Here is a 17,419-nt window from a genome sequence, read left to right as displayed (position 1 = left end):
AACTCTAGCATTAATCAACTGAACTTCTGCCAATTCGCACGAGGTTCTCATCTGGGTCTGATGCAGCGAATTCATATGTTCCCCATGGTGTTTGTCGGGGTGGGTGTAATGCATGTTTTCCAACTTGAGCCGCCAGTTCGTCAATGTTATCTGCGTAAAAATATACGCCGCATGGACTTTTACCTGGTATCAACCAACCATCAGGTGCTTTGGTTAAATGCAACTCAGCACCTTTACCGTCGATAAGCATCTGGTAGTCATCGTACACGACATCATCTTTTGGTTTGAAACCTAGCAATTTATAGAACTGAATGGATGCTTTGAGATCATTAGAAGGCAATACGGCTATCATACGTGTGGGGGTAATCATGAAGGCTCCGGTAAAAAAGGAAGTCTCGCGTGGTTTATTCTTCGTCTTCTACTGTGTTTTTTTCAGCCTTACCATTTGAAAAAAGTAACAGCGTTATAAAGGCAAAAACCATTACCATAATGGCAACGTCAAATGCACCTAATGCACAAGCAATACCAATAGCCCCGGTTGCCCAAAGACTAGCCGCTGTAGCAGTTCCTTTAACGGATGAGCTTAATCTAAGAATAGCACCGCCACCGATAAAGCCCATGCCGGTAATTACGCCTTCAATGATACGTGCAAGTGCTTCAGGATTGTCAGTCGTAATTCCTTCAGCAGCTTGTACAAATCCGCAACTTGCTACCGCCACTAATGGAAAGGTACGAAGCCCCGCGCTTCTTTCTTCTCGTTCACGATGCCAGCCGATTGGTAGAGCCAGTATGTAAGCCGCAACCAGTGTGAAAATATGAGGCCAGACATTAAAGTTGTCAGTAAAAAAGGTTTCAATTAAAGCGCTGTTAAAATCATTCATTTGGGTGCTCTCGTTTTTTATGAATGAGAAAGCAACGAAATATCAGCGTAAAAGTTCCGCTTTAGAACTTCTATAATTAATTGGACGCTATGCGGCCAGCATTAATGAATTGTAGGTTGTTTCAAGGGCTACAGTTTGGAGCGCGATTGCGTGAGGATTGTTCTCGCCTTTGCGAAACACTCTCATTACTAAACGAGCAATGCGATTTTTCTCCTCATAAGTCTTTGGGCATATATTCAGTTTGTTGCAGGTTATCTCGTATGCTTTTTGCATTACGACTAGATCCTCTGGAACAAAAACGCCATTAGCAGGGCCATTAGTAAAAGGCATGGTCAGTACTCCTTAAATCGTTTTATCGAATAGGGGCAACTAAACTTTGACTGATACAAATTGTTTGTAAACACACAACAAGTTACAGTTTATTACAAAGACCACAGGAAATGAAGCTTAACACTTCGACTGGTTTAAACGCTAGTTACAACCTTGGCGCAAACAAAGCTGCCTATCTAAACTTTGATATACGTGGCTTTGAAGCGATGCTGACAAGGGCAGAGCAACAGGTTTTGCCAACTGCAATCAGTAATGGCTTAAACCGAGTGGCGGCTATCAGTCGGCAGGAAGTGCAAAAGGCAATGGACTTGCAGCTTGATCGGGTCACACCTTACGCCAAGCGCGGTGTGGTTTATGAGAAAGCCAATAAGGATCGTCAGTCTGCTCTGGTCATGATTGCCGGACGCTCATGGGGGCTGAAGAACTCAACGCCACCGGCCAATTTTCTGACGCCGCAATTCTTTGGCGGTGAGCGTAATCTGAAGTCTTTCGAAGTGCAGCTGCAAAAATATGGCTTCTTGCTGAAGGGTGAGTATGCCGTACCAGCTCGGGACACACCACTTGATAATTACGGAAACATGCGGGTAGCCCTGATAGTCCGTATCCTTGCTGACCTGAGAATGGCACCAAGAACCGAGGGGTATAACCGTAGACGTACCGATGCCTCTTTGAAACGGAATAAGAATTACCGCTTCGCTCGTTTCTTTGTGCCGGAACGAAACTCACACCTCTACCCTGGTGTTTGGCAGCGGGATCCGCGTGATAACAGTATTAAACCTGTCATGCTCTTTGTGAAGGTCAGGCCGTATTCCAAACGCATAGACTTTGTTCGCATCGTCCAAGATACATCAGAGCGTTTATTGGGCAGGTTTATTGCTGAGGAAATCGGCAAGCGGATGAAATAGTTTAAGGCTATTAAACGCAATTCAATCTCAAATCTTTTCGGGTCCTTCCTGACCAGTCTCAGCTGCGGGTATTTCGCACCGCAGCTCATGCCCAGTCTGAGGCTAAAATCAAAGCCTAAAGTCGGGACTAAAGAACTAAAGTCGACACTAAACAATTCCGATTTATTAAACTCAGGGTGCAAGTCTTGCCAACTTTATCGAAGGGTGAGTTTGCGAAGCTGATCAACGTCTCGCCCGGGCGTATCTCGCAATATATTGCATCTGGCCAGATCGGCGGTGATGCACTGGAAGGTTCGGGGCGCAGCGCCCGAATTATCGTTGAGAAAGCCAAGCGCCACTTAAACAATCGTCTGGATGTCTCGCAGCGCGTTGGCCTTAATGGTTTAGCCACCAAGGTTGGTAGCACCACTGAAGAGCCGGATTTATTAAAGTCTGTGCCGCCAGCGCCTTCATTCCAAAGCCATGCTGATTTGGTTTCAGACCAGATTGCACTCGAAAAGCTTGAACAGGCGCGCATGCAAACTGCGCGGGCAAGGCGTGAAGAGGCATTAGCTGAAGGTCGTTATATAGAGACAAATGAGGCGAAAGCTGAAATCACCCGCGCAGTGGCAATGGCCTATCGTGTGATGGAGGGTGGCTTGGCAGACATGGCCACAATGCTGGCAGGCGAATTTGAAATCCCGCAGCGCGATATTCTGCATCACCTGAAACGTGGTTTTCGCGATGTGCGTGAACGCGCAGCACAAGGATTTAAACAGGATATGGAAACTGTGCCATTACTGATTGATGATGGTGAGGAGGCTATTGAAGAGGCAGGTTCATCATGACGCGATTGAGCAATGCTCAAAGGCTTGGCCTTGAGGTCTTGTTTGAACAAACGCAGCCGCCACCGCCGGTTGATTATCTAAAATGGGCAAAACAGAATATCGTCTTTTCCGATCGCATCACGCAGTTTCCGGGGCCATATAACGAGGCTCTCTTTCCGTTTTTCTCCGAGATATTAAAATCACTCACACCGGACGACCCATGCCGGATGGTGACGATCTCGAAATCGGCGCAGGTTGGCGGGACAGTGCTGGCAAATATCTTTACACTCGGCACCATGGATATGGATCCGTGCGATTTTCTTTATGTGCATCCGACAGAAGAAAACGCGTCTCGTTGGTCTAAGCAAAAGCTGATGCCCTTGTTGCGGGAAACGACATCTCTGGCGGCGCTCTTTCCTGAGAAAAGCCGCGATGGTGGCAATTCGATCCACTATAAAGAACGTGCGGACGGGCGTGGTGCTATTCAGGCAGCGGGTGCCAATTCGCCTTCAGGCTTGTCGATGATCTCACCGCGCAAACAAGTGCAGGATGATTTGTCGAAGTGGCAGAATAACGAGGCCGGTGATCCGGAAAGTCAGGCAGAAAGTCGGTCAAAAGCGTTTATTGCAGCCAAGATTTTAAAAATCTCAACACCGCTGATTGCGCCGGGCTGCCGGATCAGCAGCAATTTTGAACGGGGAAGCCAAGAATATTACCATGTGCCTTGTCCGCATTGCCGGCATTTGCATCCGCTTGAGTGGGAGCATATGCGCGATCACATTGATGCCGATCATCCGGAACGTGCTTGTTTCTATTGTCCGAAATGCGGCTCCGAAATCCGCGAGCATCATCGGGCATGGATGGTTGATCCGGCCAATGGTGCGAAATGGGTGGCAAAATATCCGGAGCGGGCGCGTTATCACCGCTCGTTTCATATTTGGGTGGCCTACTCGCCGCTGGAAAGTTGGGAGGCGCTGGCACGGGCCTATCTGAATGTTCAATCAGGTGGCCCCGATGACAAGACCAAGAAGTCCGGTGCGGAGCAGGTTTTTTATAATGACTGGCTTGGCGCACCTTTTGAGGTTGATGGTGAGTCAGTTGATTGGGAAATCCTGCGTGACCGTGCCGAGCTTGGCGATATTAAGCGGGGTGTTATTCCGCCACGCGCTTTGATCCTGACTATCGGCATTGATGTGCAGGGGGATCGGGTTGAATGGCAGTTGGTCGGCCATGGTAAAAAGCATTATCGGGTTGTGATTGATCGCGGAATTATTGATGAGAGTGCAGGTCGTCACCTGCCGGGCTTCGTGGCACATTCCGGTCATATCTCAGAACAACAGGTGCAAGCGGCTCTTTCCAATCTAATACGGCGAGAATGGCCGGATTGCTGGGGCAATAAACGCCGAGCTGATCTCAGCGCTATTGATGGCAATGCTTACACGGAAGATGTGTGGGAATGGGCACGTAAACATCCTATTTCTGATGTGATTATGGTTCGTGGTGATAACCGTGAAACAGCATCGAATTTGACACAGGTCAAAAAGGAAAAAGACAAACGCGGTCGAACGCTCAAATATCAGCGCCGCTTCTTTAACTTTAATGCGAGTGTTTTGAAGGCGTCTCTCTATCGTTCATTTAAAAAAGAGGACCCGGAGCAAGCAGGCTATGTGGATTTTGCGTCCGGCTTGGGCGATGATTTCTTCCAGCAGATCACCTCTGAGCGCCGTGTGCAAAGAAAGAACCGTGCCGGTCATCCTTTCTATGAATGGGAATTACCTTCAGGGGTTCGCAATGAGGCGCTGGACATGATGAACCAAGCGCAAGCCGCAGCTTTTCGCATCGGTATTAATCGCTGGACTGAAGATGAATGGGACGCTTTGCGTGAGCGTCTTTCACAAGAACCAAAGCCTGCACAGATGGATCTCGAAGACCTGATGCATCAGCCGCAGGTGAATGAAGCATCAGTGCCGATTGCCGCAAATCAATCCATGATTGATGCCGCTATTGCGCGAGCAAAACAACGTGCGGCAAGGCGCGGCATTTGACTTGATAGTTCAAACTATTCAAATATATAAAGTTGTTACAATAAATTGATTTAAATTGGTTGCCGATTTAAAATTTAATAATCCTGTGAAGGTCAGACCATTTTATGGAAACAGAACAGTTTATTGAGATCTTTACTCATGTCCGCATCTTGATTGCGATGATAATAAGTATCTCGGTAGCTCGCATTTTGTCTGGCGTGGCTAAATTTCTTCAGCATCCAAAACGAAATAAACTATCAGCACTACACTTGCTGTGGGCCTTTTCAATTTTGCTTGAGCTCATTCTATTTTGGTGGTGGGGTGTTCGTCTTGGCGTAGATATCGACTGGACTTTTTCTACTTATATGCTTCACATCACTTACGGTGTTACGCTGTATTTGATGTCGGCATTGTTATTTCCTGACGATATTTTGGAATACCAAGGCTATCAGGATTTTTTCATTCAGCGTCGATATTGGTTTTTCACACTACTTGCCTCAACCTGGGTGATAGATATAGCCAAAATTATTGCTGTGGGAGGCAATGTAAGTTCAGCTTTTGTCGTACATGCATTCACTACAATTAGTGTGTGTATCCTTGCGGTAATCTTTAAGAACCCCAAGATTCAAATCGCTCTGGTTTTAATTTACATAGCTCGACAATTATTTTCTATCTGATTGAAAAATAAGGCGATCCAATCACGCAATATGTTGCTGCGCTGTTTAGGATCGTCACTATCACATGCTGATTGGCTAAACGGATAGCGTTTTTTTCAGATATTTTCAAAACTAAATAAAACTGCTGACGCCTGACCAAGACTTGGCTGCCCCGCACCCAAAAGCACGCTCTAAATTTCTTTAAAAGGTAAAATCTCATGACAAATCGCGCATTGCTAGAGCAGCGGTTAACGCAGGCGCGTGAAGCCTTGCATAAATTGCTCACCGGAGCTTCAACCGTGCAGCTTAGCTATCAGGGTGAGAGCATCACCTATAGCAGTTCGGATGAAGGCCGTTTGCGCAACTATATCCGCGAGCTGGAAAGCCAGCTCGGTGTGAGTAGTGGTCGCACACGCTCAAGGCGGGTGATGTTCGGATGAGCACAGTAATCCTTGATCAAAACGGCACGCCGTTGCCTGAGCGTGTGCGGGTTGCAGCCCGCAGACGTGCCGCAATGAATGCGGCAGCTTATACGGCGGCAGGCTTTGACCACTCTTCGATGGCTTCATGGCGACCCGGTACTTATTCCGGCCAGTCTGCTTTGGGTTTGTCACGTGATACGGCGATTGATCGTATCAATGATGCTGTGCGCAATTCCGGCTGGGCTTCAGCCGGTGTCAGCCGTCTGGTTGATAATGTCGTTGGTACAGGTTGGCGATTGTCTTCAAAGCCAAATGCCCGAACGCTGAATTTGACCGAAGATGAAGCCGATGAGATCGGTGATCAGATCGAAGCGCTGTGGTCTGATGTGGCAACGGATCCGGGCAACTGGTTTGATGCGGAACGTACCAAGTCGATCTCCGGATTGCTTGGCCTTGCTGCAAGACATCGCTTTACTGATGGTGAAGCTTTGGCCGTATTACCATATCGGATGGGAGCCACCGGATATGGCACTTGCGTTCATATTATTGATCCGGCGCGGATTTCCAATCCGTTGGGGCAAGTTGACACTGACACATTGCGTGATGGTGTCGAGCTTGATGAATATGGTGCACCGGTTGCTTACAATATCCGCAAGGCGCATCCGGGTGATGTGTTTATGCGTCAAAGAGAAATGTTCATCTGGGAGCGTGTTGAGCGCGAAGATGATTATGGCCGTCCGCATGTGGTGCATTCATTTGATGCTGTTCGCGCCGGTATGACACGCGGTGTATCGCGCTGGGCAAGTGTGCTTCAGCAGCTCAAGCAAGTCTCCGACTATAATGATTATGAATTGCAGGCAGCCTCACTTAATGCGGTGATGGCGGCATTTATCAAGACCCCGCTCGACATGGACGAGCTGGCGGATTCCCTTGGCGGCAGTGGTGCCGGTAAGTCACTGAGTGCACTGTCGATGGCACAGGATGCTGCCTATAAAACAGACCCGATCCGATTGCGCGGGGCGCAGGTTAATTTCCTCAATCCGGGTGAGGATGTGGTCTTTACGAAATCGGAACATCCTAATGCGGCCTTTGAAGTGTTTGTGAATGCGGGCTTGCGCAATGTCGCAGCCGCCATTGGCCTGACCTATGAGCAGCTCACTATGGATTGGTCCAAGGTCAATTACTCCTCGGCACGTGCGGCATTGTTGGAAATCTGGCGCAGTCTTTCTTCAGAGAAACATTCATTTGCACATTCCTTCATGCAGCCGATTTATCGGGCATGGCTGGAAGAGGTCTTTGATCGCAGGCTTATTAAACTGCCGTCTCGTGCCACCTCCTTTGAAGCTAATCCGGCCGGATGGGTGAGGGCTGCATGGATTGGCAGCGGTCGCGGTTGGGTGGATCCGGAGAAGGAAGCCAAGGCAACGGCTATCCGTTTGGCCACTGGTATCACCACGCAGGAATCCGAGTCTGCCGAACAAGGCCGCGACTGGAAGGAAGATATGATGCAGCGGGCGCGTGAGCAGAAATATGCAGAAAAACTCGGTATCAAGTCGGGTGAAAATGCCAGTGCCGGCGTGGTGTCACGTTTTGTCAGCCCGCCTGAAACACAAGATCAGGATGATGAGGAAGAAAACGCACAATGATTTCCTATGCTATGCCTGAGATTGCCGCCCGTTTGTTCAATACACCTTTGATGCTGAATGAAGGCAAAGCCAATATTATTGCGCGCGCATTCGGACCACGGGTGCTTGGGCGTGAGGTGGATGTGCAAAGCGGCACACAGATGGGCATTCTTACAGAAGATATGCGAGCGTTACGTGATGGTTGGACGGGTGAGAAAATCTATAATGGCCCGAAGATGGTTGGTAATGTTGCTGTCATCGAAGTGGAAGGTTCACTCGTCCATAAAGGTGCATGGGTCGGCAAATCTTCCGGTGTGACATCCTATGAAGGTTTGAACATCCAGATTGCTGATTGCATAAGTCGTGATGATATCAAGGCTGTTGTATTTGAAATCGACAGCTTTGGCGGTGAAGTGGATGGGTGTTTTGACTGTGCGGATGGTTTGTTTGCGCTGTCTGCCCAAAAACCAACCATTGCCATTTTGACCGATCACGCTTGTTCGGCGGCTTATATGATTGCATCAGCCTGCCGCCAGATTGTTATTCCTTCCACCGGATATGCCGGATCGATTGGTGTGATTTCGATGCATATTGATGCGTCTGAATGGGCAAAAAAACAGGGCATTGGTGTTACCATTTTAAGAGCGGGTGAAAAGAAAGCCCGCCCTGGTACATTTGAAGCGATGTCTGATCAGGAATATGAAGAGGCTATTTCTGATCTGGAAGAAATGCGCATGGAATTTGCGCAAAAGGTTGCCCGTTACCGTGAGGGCAGACTGAGCTTAGAACAGATCATGGCGACCGAAGCCGATACTTATCGCGGTGAAAAAGCGCGTTCCCTTGGACTTGTCGATGCTGTGGCTTCGCCAAGGGATGCTTTTGAGAGTTTCATTGCTGCAACGGGCGCGTAACGCTCTCAAGTTTTATACAACTCCACAATAATCAAACAGGAAAAATCAGATGTCTTTAGCACGCGCTATTCAGGCTGCCGTGGGCGGCCGGTCTATGAAATCACGTCTTGAGGAAGAAAAGCCAGAAGACTTGGAAGAAGAGCATCGTGAAGATGATGCCACGGAAGAAGAACACGACAATGATGCTGAAGGCGATGACGACGAAAAGCCTGAAGCAGACGAGGATGATGTCGTCACGGAAGATGAAGACAAGCCGAATGCTTTTGCCCGCGGTCGCCGTGCGGAAAAGACCCGTATGTCGGCAATTCTTGGATCAACTTATGCTGACCGCGATCCTTCATTGGCCGCACATCTCGCGTTTAAAACGTCGATGAGCGCGAAAGATGCGATTGCAACATTGAAGGCAAGCGGCGGGAGTCAACCGCAAGGCGGTAACTTGGCCTCACGCATGCAAGGGCGGGTGCCTGCCTTGGGAAATGGTGGTGGGGCATCTAAGCCCCGATCGGCAGATGACGCGCTTGTAAGTTTTGCCAAGAACCGTAACGCCTCGCGCAAATAATGCGGGCAAAGTTCACGAAGGGATCGAATAATGAATACCCAAGATTATAATCCGGGTGATCTGCTGGTTGGCGATTATCCTGTCGCGGTGCGAACCGTAAAGATTGCGCAAGGTCAGGTGTTAAAGCGCGGCGCTGTTGTCGGTGATACCGGTACTGCTTTTGTCTTGTCTGAAGCGGCAAGCACAGATGGTTCTGAAACGCCGGCCGGTGTATTGGCAATTGATGTGGATGCCACCGCGGGTGCAATCGCAACGCGCATTTACGCCTCGGGCGGCTTTGATGCATCGAAGCTCATTTTGGGTGATGGTCACACCATTGATACGGTGGAAACAGCTTGGCGCAAATCACAAGCCCCGCTTTTCACTCACCGTTTGGCCTGATCAGACACTGATCTTAGGCCGAAGCTTTAACAGTTCTTTTTCCCATAGGTAACAACAATGGAAAATCTTTTTAGCACAGTCGCGCTTGTGACTGTTATCGAAGCGCGCGACCGTCCGACAGCGTGGATCCGCGATACTTTCTTTGCCAACGGCTTTCAGTCGGATACGGAAGAAATCGCTTTTGACAAACTGAAGCGCCGTCGCAATGTCGCACCGTTCGTTTCGCCACTGGTGCCAGGGCGTGAACGTGCCATTCGTGGCCGTCAAACCACGATGTTTACACCCGCCTATGTAAAGCCGAAAAACACCATTCGTGCCGGTGAAGGCATGCGCCGTCGCCCGGGCGAACGCATTGGCGGTGAAATGACAGCAGAAGAGCGCTATCTGCAAACCGTCACCGACACATTGTATGATCAGGATGATGAAATCACCCGCCGTGAAGAAATCATGGCCAGTGAAGCGCTGCGCTCCGGCAAGATCATTGTGAAGGGTGAGGATTATCAAACCCAGATCATTGATTATGGCCGTGCAGCTGATCTGACCGTGGCTCTGACCGGTGCTGACCGCTGGGGTGAAGGCGGCATTAATGTGCGCAAGTCCATTCGTGATTGGGCAACACGTGTTGCACTTCGTTCCGGTGGAACGGCCACGGAAGTGATCTTGGGTGCAGAAGCGGCAGAGCTTTTGCAGACTGATGAAGAAATTCGTCAGCTGCTTGATAATCGCCGTCAGGCTGGTGGCGAAATGCAACTCGGTCCGATTGCGGCAGGCGCTGAGGATATGGTCGCGGTTTATCTGGGCTCGATAGGCCAGTTCAACTTCTGGCAATATACGCAGCTCTTCCAGGATGATGAAGGCAACGACATTGAAGTCTGGCCAAGCTTTGGTGTGGGCGTGGTTTCCAAAACACAATTGCAGGGCTTTACCGCACATGGTGCCATTCAGGATGTGCAGGCACAGCTCAAGCCGTTGTCCCGTTTCCCGAAAATGTGGGTGCAGGAAGATCCGTCCGCCACACTGATGATGACGCAGAGTGCGCCATTGTTGGTGCCTGGTGATCCGAACGCCTCACTCTTTGCGCTTGTTCGCTAATCATCAGCTTGAAAGGATTAAATCATGGCAGCGAAAATGATCAAACAAGCCTATGGAGCAACATTGGTGGTTGGCGGCAAAGATGTGCCGCCCGGCACACCCGTCACATTGCCGGAAGATGAGGCCAAACGCTTGGCCGCAATCTTTGGCGTTGTTGGCGGCAAGGTGTCAACGGATCCGGCAGCGGATAAGACTGATCGCAAAACGGAAGCACAAAAAGCAAAGCTTGATGCCAAGTTGAAGGCTTTGCAAAAGGCCGTGGATGATGCGCGTGAAGCCTATGACGAAGCGGAAGCCGCACTCAGTGACGCCAAGCCAGAAGACAGCGATGCAGCTTTGAAGGCGTTCGAGGCGGCTGAAACGGCGCTTGATGAAGCTGAAAAGGCTTTATCCGAGGCCACAGTATGACACGGCCCGCGGTTTTTGCCGGAATGGGGGAGGCGTTTGTCTCTTCTCTTGGCAATGTCGATGTGAGTTTGAGCCGTAAAGGCGAGCCACTTGAATCCGTATCAAAAAGACTTCGTGGAATTTTACGTGCTGTGCGTGAAGCTGACCTGCTGGAGTTAGAAGGTGTATCGGCTGAAGGTGTGCGTTTTACGCTGAGCCTGCAAGCCGTAACTTGCGAGCCTGTACGCAATGGCGATCAGGTTGAAATTTTGAACTCTGATGATGGGCGCAATATTGGTGACCGGTTTATCATCCTCTCGCATGTGGATGATGGCCGCTCCATGAAGCGTTTTTATCTGGGCAGTGAATAAGGTGAAACACATGCATGTGCGTTATCAAATCTTGGAAGCCATTCAAAAACGTTTGGAAAATGTAGTTGCCTCAGTCGCTGGCACTGTCAGCCTGATGCGGGCGGGTGCCGTTGATGAAGAAAGCCAGCCGCATTTTACCGTTCTTCATACTGGTGAAACCGCGACACCGGATGGTCTCGTTTATGATGACGAAAGCGGTCAGGAACGGGTGCGTTATAATCGCCGTTTGAACGTTAATGTCATCGTGCATTTTAAAGGCCGCAGTGATCCGCAAAAAGAGTTTGATCAATTGGCGGTGCTGATTGAAAAGGCTTTGCCGCCTTCGCATCTTGATGATCTGGCAATCGACATTCTGCTCACTGCATCTGAAATGTTCATTGATCCGCAGACCGCGCAAAGTCTTGGTTCCGGCCGCCTGATCTTTGAGGTCACTTATCGCACCTATGCAGGTGACGCGGCGCGCGCTGCATAAATTTATCCGACAATTTAGGAGTTTAAAGCCATGGCTCAACATATGGGGCGTGAGCTGGTGATCAAACGCAAGATGGAAACAGAGGATGATTTTGTTTCTGTTTGCGTGACGGAAAACCGCTCGATTGAAATCAATAACGAAGAAATCGACATCACCAAGCCGGATTGCGCCAATCCGGGCAGCAAGCTGGTGCGCTCATTAATGTATGGCATGCAGAGCATTTCCATCCAGCTTGATGGTGCCTTTGTCGGCAATGGCGCACAAAAAGCCATGACGGCCGATGCGGTCAATCAGGTTGTGACGCCATATCAGATTGTTGTGCCGGGTGTTGGTACATTCGAAGCAGATTTTTTGGTCTCAATGACATTTTCAGGCGATAAAACCGGTGAGCTGCAAGCGCAAGGGCGCATGGCGGCATCCGGTACTATCGGCTTTACCGCGGCGGCGTAAATGATGGATCCATTCGTTAATCCTGTGCGCGGTGAAGCGCCTTGTCAGATCGGTAATGTTAAGCTGGTTCTGGTGGTTGAGTTTGGTCGTCTGGCACAATTATGCCAGCTGGCTGACTGCGATGATATGCAAACGCTTTATCGCCGTCTCATTGGCTTCCATCCAAAAACTGTAATGGCTGCCATTCGTACACTCACCACGCATCCTGATGGTGATGATGCAGCGCGTGAACTGGCGCATAATGCTTTGCAGCAATTAAGTGCGGCCGATGAGCCAGCCTTTCGTGAAGCCATTACATCGGCCTTGTCTGGTCACATTGCCAAGGGGCGTGAAACGCGTGGTGATGCTGATCCGATCTCTGATTTGGAAAAAGCCTTTGAAAGAACCAGTCAGGGAAACGCCGAAAGCCCTTCAGTGTAAAAACACGCATTATCCATATGCAGCGTGTGGCCACCGGTCAACTTGGCTGGTCGCCACAGCAGTTCTGGCGCTCGACATGGTTGGAAGTGCAGGCTGCCATTGAAGGGCGATCAGGGCGCAATTTTGACGATGTGATTACACCGGAACGTGCGCGCGAAGTGGCACGTCATTATCCGCCAACCAAATCAATCAGGGAGAAAGCCGAATGAGCGCTCGTGCCGATATTATGGCTTTTATTGATGCCAATAGCCGTGGCTTCCACGATGCGATGAAGCGTGTGCGAAGTGACGCGAAAAACACTGCACAATCGGCACAGCGCGATTTTTCAAAGCTTTCGGATGGCATGGTTCGCTCCATGAACTTCCTCAAAGCTTCGCTGGCTGGGTTGGGGGTTGGCTTAAGCTTACAAGGTGCCAAAGAAATCATTAGTGATGTGGCATCAATTGAGCGGGAGGCCAAACGTGCCGGTGTTTCGATCAAAGAGTTTCAACAGCTGAAATATGTTGCAGAAAGCAATCATGTGGATGTCAATTCCATGATTGATGCCATGAAGAAGTTGAAGATGCATGCTGATGAGTTTGCCTCCGGTGGCAAAGGCACCAATGCAGATATTTTTACGCAATTGGGCATTAGTGCAAGCCAGATGCAGGAAAAGCTCAAAAAGCCTGCTGATCTGTTCGCCGAGATTTTGGACAAGGTTGGCCAGCTTACCAAAGCATCACAAGTCAAAGTGATGGATAATCTTTTTGGTGGCGGGGCTGGTGAGCGCTTTGTCGATCTGATCGCCATGGGTGAAGACGGCATTCGAAAAGCCAAAGAAGAGGCAACAAGGCTTGGCTATGTCATCGAGGACGATCTGGTCAAACGCGCGGCAGAACTGGATGAAGCGTTTAATTCTGTTGTCTCAACAGTCAGCCAAAGCTTGAAAGTGGCGATTGTCAGTGCCGCAACCGAATTAAAATTCTTCTTAGACCTTTTTAACAAGACCGAAGATCGTAGTCTTTCGACACTTGAGCGTCAGCTGGAAGAGAAAAAACGCTCTCGCACGATTATGAGTGAGGACTCCTATCGTGGTTTCATTCTACGTGGCCGTGATAATGGCCGTATTGCTGTCATCGATGAGGAAATAGCAGGGCTCGAAAAACAGATTGGTCTGATTAAAGAACGGAATAATCTTAATAAGCCCAACGAGGGGATTAAGCTCAAAGAAATCATCATTGATGACAAACCGAAAGGACGTTCCGGCTCATCGCGCAAAGAGGCGATTTCCGAGGCAGAAAAACAGAAAAAAGCTGCCGATGAGCTTATTCAATCGCTTGAGCATGAATATCAGATGCTTGGTAGAACAGCCTCTGAGCAGCGTATTGCTAATGAACTGCGGAAATTATCCATTGGAGCAACCGATGAGCAGAAAACGCGCATTGAGCATTTAATTACGGCTATTGATGCGCAAAGCAAAGCGCAGGAACTCGCCAATAAACGGCAACAACAGTTCATTGATGGTGTCAATCAGCTGGAAAGCGATACGGTTGATGCTTTGGGGCAGGTGATTGCCGGCACCGAGAATGCGGCAGATGCCTTTAAAAAGCTGGCCATTGAGATTGTGAAATCTGCAATCACAGGCAAAGGCGCTTATGCTGATTTTTTCCAAAGCATGTTTGGTGGTTCTGGTGGCGGTCTTGGCAATGTTCTTGGCGGGTTGCTTGGCTTTGGTGGTCAAAAATCCATCGCTATGGCTGGCGGCATTGGCCTTTATGCCAAAGGCGGTATTAGTGACCGACCGGCAATCTTTGGCGAGGCGGGGCCTGAAGCAGCAGTACCATTGCCTGATGGTCGCAGTATTCCGGTTGATCTTCGTATGTCGGCACTGCCGTCTCTTCAGCCGGCGCATCATGAGAACAATCAATCTGCGACGGTTTTTAACTTCGCGCCTGTCATTAATGCACCGAATGCCGATGCTAAAGGGCTGGAACAGGTCGAAAAGCGGCTGGATAAAATGCAGCGCGAAATGCCTGCCACTGTCATTGAGACAATGCGTAAGGCACAAAGCTCCAATGTAAAGTTTTGACGTATGGCGATTTCATATCCTTACGATCTCCTGAAAAACATGCCTGGTTGGTCAACCGAATTTGAGCTGTTTTACCGACAGGAGATGAGCCGCACAGCAGGTGGTGTTACGATCATCAAAAACCTCGGCTCTCCATTGTGGAAAGCAACGTTCCAGATCAGAATATTGAGCATCAATGCACTGGATCAATGGCGCGCCAGATTAAACACATTGGATGGTGGCTTGAATGCATTCTGGGGGTATGCGTCCAGTCGCAATTATCCAATTGCGTATCCAAATGGTGTCGGTATGGGCAGTTATGCCGGCGCAAAACTGGCCGAGATTGATGCGAACCGAAAGATTATCCGCATAGGCTCATTGCCCTCTGGTTTTAAAATCAGCATTGGCGATCATATCCAGATCGGGGCGCGCAATCTGCATCAGGTCATCGATGTGGCCGGTAGCCAGTTGGAAATCAGGCCGCATTTATGGCCGGAATCGAAGGTGAATGATCCGGTCACTTTGGTGCGGCCGTCATGCAAGATGGTGATGGTGCCGGGTTCATTAACAAGCACTGCCGATCCGGCTACAGGGCGCGGATCTATAACATTTCAGGCGATTGAGAGCCGGTGAGCAATAATGACGACGGTTAGATGGTGTACTGTCACCATCCTAAGGCGCCAGACTTGGGTTGCAGCTGCTATCGTCTGGTTTGATACATCAATCACGGCGCTTATTTTAGTCTTTCTTGGAGGTCTCCGATTGTTTGAGTGCCTGATTTTCTGCAAATTCACGCTGCGCAATCCCATTGATCATGGTGGTGATATACGCCGTAAAGATCGGTAAAATAGTCAATCCCACCATCGCCATGGCGGTGGTAATAAATTTGCCGGCAACAGTTACCGGTAGGATGCTTGAGCCTAATGTCGTGACTGTCATGGCGGCCCACCACAGTGCGTCAGGGAAGGTTTGAACGCTGTGATTGACATTGTTTTCAACGACAAAAAATATAAGAGTAAGAAAATAAATAATTGATGCCAGAAATATTAAATAAGAAATAAGTATGGCAGTGGTGTTGTGCCGTACAAGAATTAAAACAATAAAAACAAGCGCCGCCGCTCCTCTTATGAGCGGTATAAGACGTATGAAATAGATTTGTTCTTGGCTCAGATAAAGATTAACATCCGAAATTAAAGATAAATATGGAATAGCAATCAGCAGAATGAAGAAATAGCGTCTGAAGAATTGCCGTTTTTTATCTGCTAATAATAATAGTATGAAAAAATCAAAGATGTAATAAAGGCAAACAAAAAGTTGTATTTCTGAATAAATCGTTTTTCCCATGAATGGATTATCGCCAAATGCCTCCAGCGATAGACTTACGATTAAAATCGTAGAAGCAATAACAGCGAATACATTTAGAATGCCTTTAATCTTTAAAGCATGTTCTGGCTTGAGATGTTTCATACTTCACCTAAATGGCAGCTGTTATGCGGATCGATTCTTTAATTGATATAACGCCATATCTGATTGATTACAAAGTTGTGGCGTTCATGCCGCATAATAATCGACATATTAAGTCGTGACATCAATGTCGACCTGATCATGGGATGCAGGTCTGTTTTATTTCCGATGATTGAGAGTAGGTAGGATTTATACGATGATTAAAACAAGACGAAACGGTGCCACCCTTTTTATTGAGGAAGGCACCAATGCACAAATATTATTTTTTATTTCCGATGCTGCTGCGGCAAGTGTCCAACGACACCTGAAGAACATTAACACCAATTCCGATCATCGTGATTCAGGGAATTGAGAGTAGGTAGAAGTTCGCTATGAAAAATCAAAAGCCATGGTATCTTAAGTCAATTACGAGAAAAGACGAAGGCCTGCACGAAATTGTATTCAATGTTGACGGCAAGCCTTCGGTCGTAATGACCATTAAGGGCTCATTCTCACTTGATGGTAGAGATGGTGAGTGCGGTACGCTCTCAACTCCTAATAGTGAGCTAGAAAATTACCCTGATCCTGTTCAATTTATTGCTGAAAAGAATGGGGGTAAAGGTGAGCTTATTTTGACTGTTGCGACAAGCGATCTTTCGCCATGTCCGCTGTCGCCTCTACAATAGATATAGCCATTTTCGTCACTTCTCGCGGTCTCTGATCGCCACTTCCTGCAAGGGTTTTTGTGCCGTTAACTTCCGTTATCACTGCATTCCGAAATTCTTCAATCCAGTGGTCGCCATTCTCACCTTTTGTTGCTGCGAGCTCTAAAAGTAGTCTCTGGATCATCATTAATTTGGCTTGTTCCATCGCATTATAGCGAATTTCAAATTCTGTCGTGTTTACCACTCCCAATTATTGAGCAGCCAGCAAACACGATTCCCCATTCATCACCTAATTCGTAGGTTCTAATATGCGCCATATTTCAACCGCCAATCAGGCGGCGCTTGAAGCGCGTGCCTTGGAGGCGCGTGACTTCTTATGGATCGTTGCCCGTAATCGCTTGACCGGCATCCAGCAGACAGAAGGTTTGTGGTCCGATGTCGGTAATGTCTCTGCCGCCGTCATCAATCCCGATAATGGCTTGCCTGTCACGCGTTATTGGTATGGAACTGGCAGTCTCGTTGTGATTGACGATATCCCGCTGGTTGCCAATCTTTCCGTGCAAGAGATCAGG

At 48.7% G+C, this 17,419-nt stretch carries 24 protein-coding genes and 1 pseudogene; 21 read left to right on the top strand and 4 right to left on the bottom strand.

Annotated features, from left to right (window positions below; all coding sequences use genetic code 11):
- Window positions 1–10: 10 nt before the first annotated feature.
- The 3 genes from JNC77_RS00125 to JNC77_RS00115 all read right to left on the bottom strand — a co-directional run bounded on the left by JNC77_RS00125 (window position 11) and on the right by JNC77_RS00115 (window position 1,211).
- Window positions 11–370, bottom strand: coding sequence for a VOC family protein (locus JNC77_RS00125; protein WP_374828705.1), 360 nt, complete (start codon window positions 368–370; stop codon window positions 11–13).
- A gap of 34 nt (window positions 371–404) precedes the next feature.
- On the bottom strand, window positions 405–881 hold the full coding sequence (locus tag JNC77_RS00120) for an MgtC/SapB family protein (RefSeq protein WP_374828704.1): 477 nt from the start codon (window positions 879–881) through the stop codon (window positions 405–407).
- 87 nt (window positions 882–968) lie between these two features.
- Window positions 969–1,211: a hypothetical protein gene (locus JNC77_RS00115; protein ID WP_374828703.1), complete on the bottom strand. Its 243-nt coding sequence runs from the start codon at window positions 1,209–1,211 to the stop codon at window positions 969–971.
- Between the two features lie 110 nt (window positions 1,212–1,321).
- Here JNC77_RS00115 and JNC77_RS00110 point away from each other — a divergent pair, with 110 nt between their 5' ends.
- The 18 genes from JNC77_RS00110 to JNC77_RS00025 all read left to right on the top strand — a co-directional run bounded on the left by JNC77_RS00110 (window position 1,322) and on the right by JNC77_RS00025 (window position 15,372).
- Window positions 1,322–2,116, top strand: a complete 795-nt coding sequence (locus tag JNC77_RS00110) for a hypothetical protein (RefSeq protein ID WP_374828702.1) — start codon at window positions 1,322–1,324, stop codon at window positions 2,114–2,116.
- 185 nt (window positions 2,117–2,301) lie between these two features.
- On the top strand, window positions 2,302–2,943 hold the full coding sequence (locus JNC77_RS00105; protein ID WP_374828701.1) for a hypothetical protein: 642 nt from the start codon (window positions 2,302–2,304) through the stop codon (window positions 2,941–2,943).
- Entirely contained in the window at window positions 2,940–4,967 is a 2,028-nt protein-coding gene (locus JNC77_RS00100) for a phage terminase large subunit family protein (protein WP_374828700.1), read from the top strand. The genes JNC77_RS00105 and JNC77_RS00100 overlap by 4 nt, the downstream gene beginning before the upstream one ends.
- 104 nt (window positions 4,968–5,071) lie before the next feature.
- Window positions 5,072–5,623: a hypothetical protein gene (locus JNC77_RS00095; RefSeq protein WP_374828699.1), complete on the top strand. Its 552-nt coding sequence runs from the start codon at window positions 5,072–5,074 to the stop codon at window positions 5,621–5,623.
- Window positions 5,624–5,820: 197 nt separating this feature from the next.
- Complete coding sequence (locus tag JNC77_RS00090; protein WP_374828698.1) at window positions 5,821–6,042, top strand: phage head-tail joining protein; 222 nt, start codon at window positions 5,821–5,823, stop codon at window positions 6,040–6,042.
- Window positions 6,039–7,670 carry a phage portal protein gene (locus JNC77_RS00085; RefSeq protein ID WP_374828697.1) on the top strand — a complete coding sequence of 544 codons (1,632 nt, stop codon included), beginning with the start codon at window positions 6,039–6,041 and terminating at the stop codon, window positions 7,668–7,670. Before JNC77_RS00090 ends, JNC77_RS00085 begins: the two co-directional genes overlap by 4 nt.
- Window positions 7,667–8,560, top strand: a complete 894-nt coding sequence (locus tag JNC77_RS00080; protein WP_374828696.1) for a S49 family peptidase — start codon at window positions 7,667–7,669, stop codon at window positions 8,558–8,560. The genes JNC77_RS00085 and JNC77_RS00080 overlap by 4 nt, the downstream gene beginning before the upstream one ends.
- A gap of 49 nt (window positions 8,561–8,609) precedes the next feature.
- Window positions 8,610–9,119, top strand: a complete 510-nt coding sequence (locus JNC77_RS00075) for a hypothetical protein (protein ID WP_374828695.1) — start codon at window positions 8,610–8,612, stop codon at window positions 9,117–9,119.
- 30 nt (window positions 9,120–9,149) lie between these two features.
- Complete coding sequence (locus tag JNC77_RS00070) at window positions 9,150–9,500, top strand: head decoration protein (RefSeq protein WP_374828694.1); 351 nt, start codon at window positions 9,150–9,152, stop codon at window positions 9,498–9,500.
- A gap of 57 nt (window positions 9,501–9,557) precedes the next feature.
- On the top strand, window positions 9,558–10,592 hold the full coding sequence (locus JNC77_RS00065; RefSeq protein WP_374828693.1) for a major capsid protein: 1,035 nt from the start codon (window positions 9,558–9,560) through the stop codon (window positions 10,590–10,592).
- A 24-nt stretch (window positions 10,593–10,616) separates the two neighbouring features.
- Window positions 10,617–11,000 (top strand): hypothetical protein, encoded by a 384-nt coding sequence (locus tag JNC77_RS00060; RefSeq protein ID WP_374828692.1) that lies wholly within the window; start codon window positions 10,617–10,619, stop codon window positions 10,998–11,000.
- Entirely contained in the window at window positions 10,997–11,350 is a 354-nt protein-coding gene (locus JNC77_RS00055) for a hypothetical protein (RefSeq protein WP_374828691.1), read from the top strand. Before JNC77_RS00060 ends, JNC77_RS00055 begins: the two co-directional genes overlap by 4 nt.
- Before the next feature lie 10 nt (window positions 11,351–11,360).
- Window positions 11,361–11,822, top strand: coding sequence for a hypothetical protein (locus tag JNC77_RS00050; protein ID WP_374828690.1), 462 nt, complete (start codon window positions 11,361–11,363; stop codon window positions 11,820–11,822).
- A gap of 30 nt (window positions 11,823–11,852) precedes the next feature.
- A complete protein-coding gene (locus JNC77_RS00045; RefSeq protein ID WP_374828689.1) occupies window positions 11,853–12,272 on the top strand; it encodes a phage tail tube protein in 420 nt (139 codons plus the stop codon).
- On the top strand, window positions 12,273–12,692 hold the full coding sequence (locus JNC77_RS00040; protein WP_374828688.1) for a hypothetical protein: 420 nt from the start codon (window positions 12,273–12,275) through the stop codon (window positions 12,690–12,692).
- Between the two features lie 17 nt (window positions 12,693–12,709).
- Window positions 12,710–12,901: a phage tail assembly chaperone gene (locus JNC77_RS00035; protein WP_374828687.1), complete on the top strand. Its 192-nt coding sequence runs from the start codon at window positions 12,710–12,712 to the stop codon at window positions 12,899–12,901.
- On the top strand, window positions 12,898–14,760 hold the full coding sequence (locus JNC77_RS00030; protein WP_374828686.1) for a hypothetical protein: 1,863 nt from the start codon (window positions 12,898–12,900) through the stop codon (window positions 14,758–14,760). Before JNC77_RS00035 ends, JNC77_RS00030 begins: the two co-directional genes overlap by 4 nt.
- Before the next feature lie 3 nt (window positions 14,761–14,763).
- On the top strand, window positions 14,764–15,372 hold the full coding sequence (locus JNC77_RS00025; RefSeq protein WP_374828685.1) for a hypothetical protein: 609 nt from the start codon (window positions 14,764–14,766) through the stop codon (window positions 15,370–15,372).
- Window positions 15,373–15,477: 105 nt separating this feature from the next.
- On the opposite strand, the gene JNC77_RS00020 is transcribed toward JNC77_RS00025, so the two are convergent.
- On the bottom strand, window positions 15,478–16,206 hold the full coding sequence (locus JNC77_RS00020; protein WP_374828684.1) for a potassium channel family protein: 729 nt from the start codon (window positions 16,204–16,206) through the stop codon (window positions 15,478–15,480).
- A gap of 193 nt (window positions 16,207–16,399) precedes the next feature.
- Here JNC77_RS00020 and JNC77_RS00015 point away from each other — a divergent pair, with 193 nt between their 5' ends.
- The 3 genes and pseudogenes from JNC77_RS00015 to JNC77_RS00005 form a co-directional block, all read left to right on the top strand.
- Window positions 16,400–16,555, top strand: a complete 156-nt coding sequence (locus JNC77_RS00015; protein WP_374828683.1) for a hypothetical protein — start codon at window positions 16,400–16,402, stop codon at window positions 16,553–16,555.
- A 19-nt stretch (window positions 16,556–16,574) separates the two neighbouring features.
- Complete coding sequence (locus JNC77_RS00010) at window positions 16,575–16,868, top strand: hypothetical protein (protein ID WP_374828682.1); 294 nt, start codon at window positions 16,575–16,577, stop codon at window positions 16,866–16,868.
- Window positions 16,869–17,155: 287 nt separating this feature from the next.
- Window positions 17,156–17,419: pseudogene (locus tag JNC77_RS00005) on the top strand (hypothetical protein); the annotation flags it as partial.

Source organism: Paenochrobactrum pullorum, assembly GCF_041929845.1.
Taxonomy (GTDB): Bacteria; Pseudomonadota; Alphaproteobacteria; order Rhizobiales; family Rhizobiaceae; genus Paenochrobactrum; species Paenochrobactrum pullorum.
Note: the sequence above shows the minus strand (reverse complement) of the source record. Positions and strands in the feature narration are given on the sequence as shown.

Coding starts and splice junctions, on each gene's coding strand:
- JNC77_RS00125 (WP_374828705.1), bottom strand. CDS start 370: ATGATTACCCCCACACGTATGATAGCCGTATTGCCTTCTAATGATCTC.
- JNC77_RS00120 (WP_374828704.1), bottom strand. CDS start 881: ATGAATGATTTTAACAGCGCTTTAATTGAAACCTTTTTTACTGACAAC.
- JNC77_RS00115 (WP_374828703.1), bottom strand. CDS start 1,211: ATGCCTTTTACTAATGGCCCTGCTAATGGCGTTTTTGTTCCAGAGGAT.
- JNC77_RS00110 (WP_374828702.1), top strand. CDS start 1,322: ATGAAGCTTAACACTTCGACTGGTTTAAACGCTAGTTACAACCTTGGC.
- JNC77_RS00100 (WP_374828700.1), top strand. CDS start 2,940: ATGACGCGATTGAGCAATGCTCAAAGGCTTGGCCTTGAGGTCTTGTTT.
- JNC77_RS00095 (WP_374828699.1), top strand. CDS start 5,072: ATGGAAACAGAACAGTTTATTGAGATCTTTACTCATGTCCGCATCTTG.
- JNC77_RS00090 (WP_374828698.1), top strand. CDS start 5,821: ATGACAAATCGCGCATTGCTAGAGCAGCGGTTAACGCAGGCGCGTGAA.
- JNC77_RS00085 (WP_374828697.1), top strand. CDS start 6,039: ATGAGCACAGTAATCCTTGATCAAAACGGCACGCCGTTGCCTGAGCGT.
- JNC77_RS00080 (WP_374828696.1), top strand. CDS start 7,667: ATGATTTCCTATGCTATGCCTGAGATTGCCGCCCGTTTGTTCAATACA.
- JNC77_RS00075 (WP_374828695.1), top strand. CDS start 8,610: ATGTCTTTAGCACGCGCTATTCAGGCTGCCGTGGGCGGCCGGTCTATG.
- JNC77_RS00070 (WP_374828694.1), top strand. CDS start 9,150: ATGAATACCCAAGATTATAATCCGGGTGATCTGCTGGTTGGCGATTAT.
- JNC77_RS00065 (WP_374828693.1), top strand. CDS start 9,558: ATGGAAAATCTTTTTAGCACAGTCGCGCTTGTGACTGTTATCGAAGCG.
- JNC77_RS00060 (WP_374828692.1), top strand. CDS start 10,617: ATGGCAGCGAAAATGATCAAACAAGCCTATGGAGCAACATTGGTGGTT.
- JNC77_RS00055 (WP_374828691.1), top strand. CDS start 10,997: ATGACACGGCCCGCGGTTTTTGCCGGAATGGGGGAGGCGTTTGTCTCT.
- JNC77_RS00050 (WP_374828690.1), top strand. CDS start 11,361: ATGCATGTGCGTTATCAAATCTTGGAAGCCATTCAAAAACGTTTGGAA.
- JNC77_RS00045 (WP_374828689.1), top strand. CDS start 11,853: ATGGCTCAACATATGGGGCGTGAGCTGGTGATCAAACGCAAGATGGAA.
- JNC77_RS00040 (WP_374828688.1), top strand. CDS start 12,273: ATGATGGATCCATTCGTTAATCCTGTGCGCGGTGAAGCGCCTTGTCAG.
- JNC77_RS00035 (WP_374828687.1), top strand. CDS start 12,710: ATGCAGCGTGTGGCCACCGGTCAACTTGGCTGGTCGCCACAGCAGTTC.
- JNC77_RS00030 (WP_374828686.1), top strand. CDS start 12,898: ATGAGCGCTCGTGCCGATATTATGGCTTTTATTGATGCCAATAGCCGT.
- JNC77_RS00025 (WP_374828685.1), top strand. CDS start 14,764: ATGGCGATTTCATATCCTTACGATCTCCTGAAAAACATGCCTGGTTGG.
- JNC77_RS00020 (WP_374828684.1), bottom strand. CDS start 16,206: ATGAAACATCTCAAGCCAGAACATGCTTTAAAGATTAAAGGCATTCTA.
- JNC77_RS00015 (WP_374828683.1), top strand. CDS start 16,400: ATGATTAAAACAAGACGAAACGGTGCCACCCTTTTTATTGAGGAAGGC.
- JNC77_RS00010 (WP_374828682.1), top strand. CDS start 16,575: ATGAAAAATCAAAAGCCATGGTATCTTAAGTCAATTACGAGAAAAGAC.